The organism is Rhodococcus sp. BS-15 (assembly GCF_000813105.1).
In the GTDB taxonomy this organism is placed as follows: domain Bacteria; phylum Actinomycetota; class Actinomycetes; order Mycobacteriales; family Mycobacteriaceae; genus Rhodococcoides.
Window position 1 is genome coordinate 1 of sequence record NZ_BAOX01000474.1, and the last position, 2,331, is coordinate 2,331.

At 64.9% G+C, this 2,331-nt stretch carries 3 protein-coding genes and 1 pseudogene; all 4 read left to right on the top strand.

Annotated features, from left to right (window positions below; all coding sequences use genetic code 11):
• Positions 1-425, top strand: a pseudogene (locus tag RHBS_RS27005) (glutamate ligase domain-containing protein); the annotation flags it as partial.
• Positions 422-811, top strand: coding sequence for a DUF4233 domain-containing protein (locus RHBS_RS27010; RefSeq protein WP_121869470.1), 390 nt, complete (start codon positions 422-424; stop codon positions 809-811). The pseudogene RHBS_RS27005 and the gene RHBS_RS27010, both read left to right, overlap by 4 nt.
• Before the next feature lie 70 nt (positions 812-881).
• Positions 882-1,295, top strand: a complete 414-nt coding sequence (gene ndk, locus RHBS_RS27015; protein WP_032394582.1) for a nucleoside-diphosphate kinase — start codon at positions 882-884, stop codon at positions 1,293-1,295.
• A gap of 573 nt (positions 1,296-1,868) precedes the next feature.
• Positions 1,869-2,331 (top strand): translation initiation factor IF-2 N-terminal domain-containing protein (locus RHBS_RS27020; RefSeq protein ID WP_187298659.1); only part of this gene is annotated, 463 nt, incomplete at its 3' end.

Sequence of the window (2,331 nt, forward strand, 5' to 3'; positions counted from 1 at the left end):
TCGCCCCCGACCGTCGTTCCTCGACGCCGCGCACAACCCGCACGGGGCAGCAGCGCTCGCCGCCGCCCTCACCGACGAATTCGATTTCCGCAAACTCGTCGGCGTCGTCAGCGTGATGGCGGACAAGGACGTCGGAGCAATTCTCGACGCACTGGAACCGGTGTTCGACGACATCGTCGTCACCCACAACGGGTCGGCGCGGGCGATGGACGTGGACGCGTTGGCCGACATCGCGGTGGCCAAGTTCGGTGACGAACGCGTCGTGGTGGCGTCGACACTGCCCGATGCCCTGGAGACTGCGATCGGGTTGGCCGAGGAAGTCGCCGAGCCGGGGGGAGGCCGTGTCCGGTGCCGGAGTCGTGGTGACCGGATCCGTGGTGACCGTCGGTGCAGCTCGCACTCTGTTCGGAAAGGACCCCGCGTGAGCGAGACAGAGTTCAGACCACCGTTGAACGACCCGTGGAAGGGGTTCCGCGGTGTCTGTGCAGGAACGTTGGTGCTCGAAGCCATCGTGGTTCTGCTCTCGCTGCCCGTGGTCGCCGTCGTGGGCGGTGGGGCAACGTGGTTTTCCAGCATCTACATCGTTCTGCTCGCGGTCGCGATGATCGCAGGCGCCGGCAAGCAGGGTAAGTCCTGGGCGATGAAGTTCAATCTCATTCTGCAGGTGTTCGTTCTGCTCGGAACGGTGTTCCATCTGTCCATCGGCATCGTCGGCCTGATCTTCATTGCGGTCTGGCTGTATCTGCTGTACCTGCGCCGTGACATCACCGAGCGGATCAGACGAGGAATGTTGCCCGGGCAGCGTGACTGACAGCGCAAACCCGTCGGTTTCGGCGATGCGGCGCGCGCCGCATCGCCGTGTTCCACTACTGTCGTCTTTCGTGACCGACCGCACCCTTGTACTGATCAAGCCCGACGGAGTTGCCCGGCGCTACGTAGGAGAGATCCTCGGCCGCGTGGAGAAGAAGGGTCTGAGCATCGTCGCACTCGAGCTCAAGACCGTCTCCCGCGAATTGGCCTCGGCTCACTACGCGGAGCACGAGAGCAAGCCGTTCTTCCCCGAACTCCTCGAGTTCATCACGTCCGGACCGGTAGTGGCCGCAGTTCTCGAAGGCCCCCGCGCCATCGCTGCCTTCCGCCAGATCGCAGGCGGCACCGACCCCGTGGCCAAGGCGGTTCCCGGCACCATCCGCGGTGACCTCGCCCTCGACGGTCAGCAGAACCTGGTTCACGGATCGGATTCCGTGGAATCGGCCGAGCGCGAGATCGCACTCTGGTTCCCCGGCCTCGCCTGACCGTTCCGCCTTCGACAGAAAAAGCAACGTTCGCGTAGCCACGTCGCAACCGCTCGGGACCCGATCGGTGCGGCGTGGCGAGTACGCATCACAGCGTGTGGGATACTCGACAACAGATCGACTCCACTGCACCAGTACGTACAGGTTTCACGCTCCACCCGAAGCCCAGGCTTCACGGAAGTTCGCTAGACCGGTGTGATGGATTCGATCGGATGACTTGTCGTCTATCCGCTGCCCGTCATCGCAGATGCTCGAACGAGAGACAGGCTCGTTCGCGTTCTTGCTTGATGATCAGGCGCTCGGATCGCCGGTACACCACCATCCAGCCAGGCACTGCACACGCTGTCGTCGACCACCGAGAACTACGAAGTGGTCATCGGCTCGGGTGCGGAGCGAGACCGAACAGCTGACGTCCAACCCGACGTGAGTACACAAGGATTGCCCTCGCGTGGCCGCGTCACACCCGAAGTCGGATGGACGCGCCCGGGGGCCCGAGGAGACTACGTGGCCGATCAAAGCCCGCCCGAAGATGTACAGAACGAAAACGCAGGACGTACGGAGCCCCCCGGCCCGGTGTCGTCTGTGGAAACCGACGCGGTGTCGTCAGCGCAACCCGACACCATCGAGCTGCCGACCAGGCTGCGCGTTCACGCATTGGCCAAGATCCTGGGCGTCACCAGCAAGCAGCTGCTCGTCACCCTCGGTGAGCTCGGCATCGAAGCGCGCAGTGCTCAGTCGAGCCTGAGCCGTGACGTTGCGGAGTCCGTTCGCGATTCGGTCAACGCCCCCGCAGCGCCGACGACCGATTCCTCGACTGCCGAGCCGACTCCGGTGCCTGCCCCCGAAGAGCCCGCAGGCGAGGTTCCGTGGTCCGAGCCGCAGCTGTTCACCAGTGCACCTGCACCGGAGCCGAAGGTTGCCGAGCCCGCGGCAACGACCGACCAGCCCACTGCGACGACCTTCGCCACCCCTCTGTTTCTGCAGCCCGCCGCCGTCGATGCGCCGGCGACGGAATCGACGGAGTCACCGGCCGAGC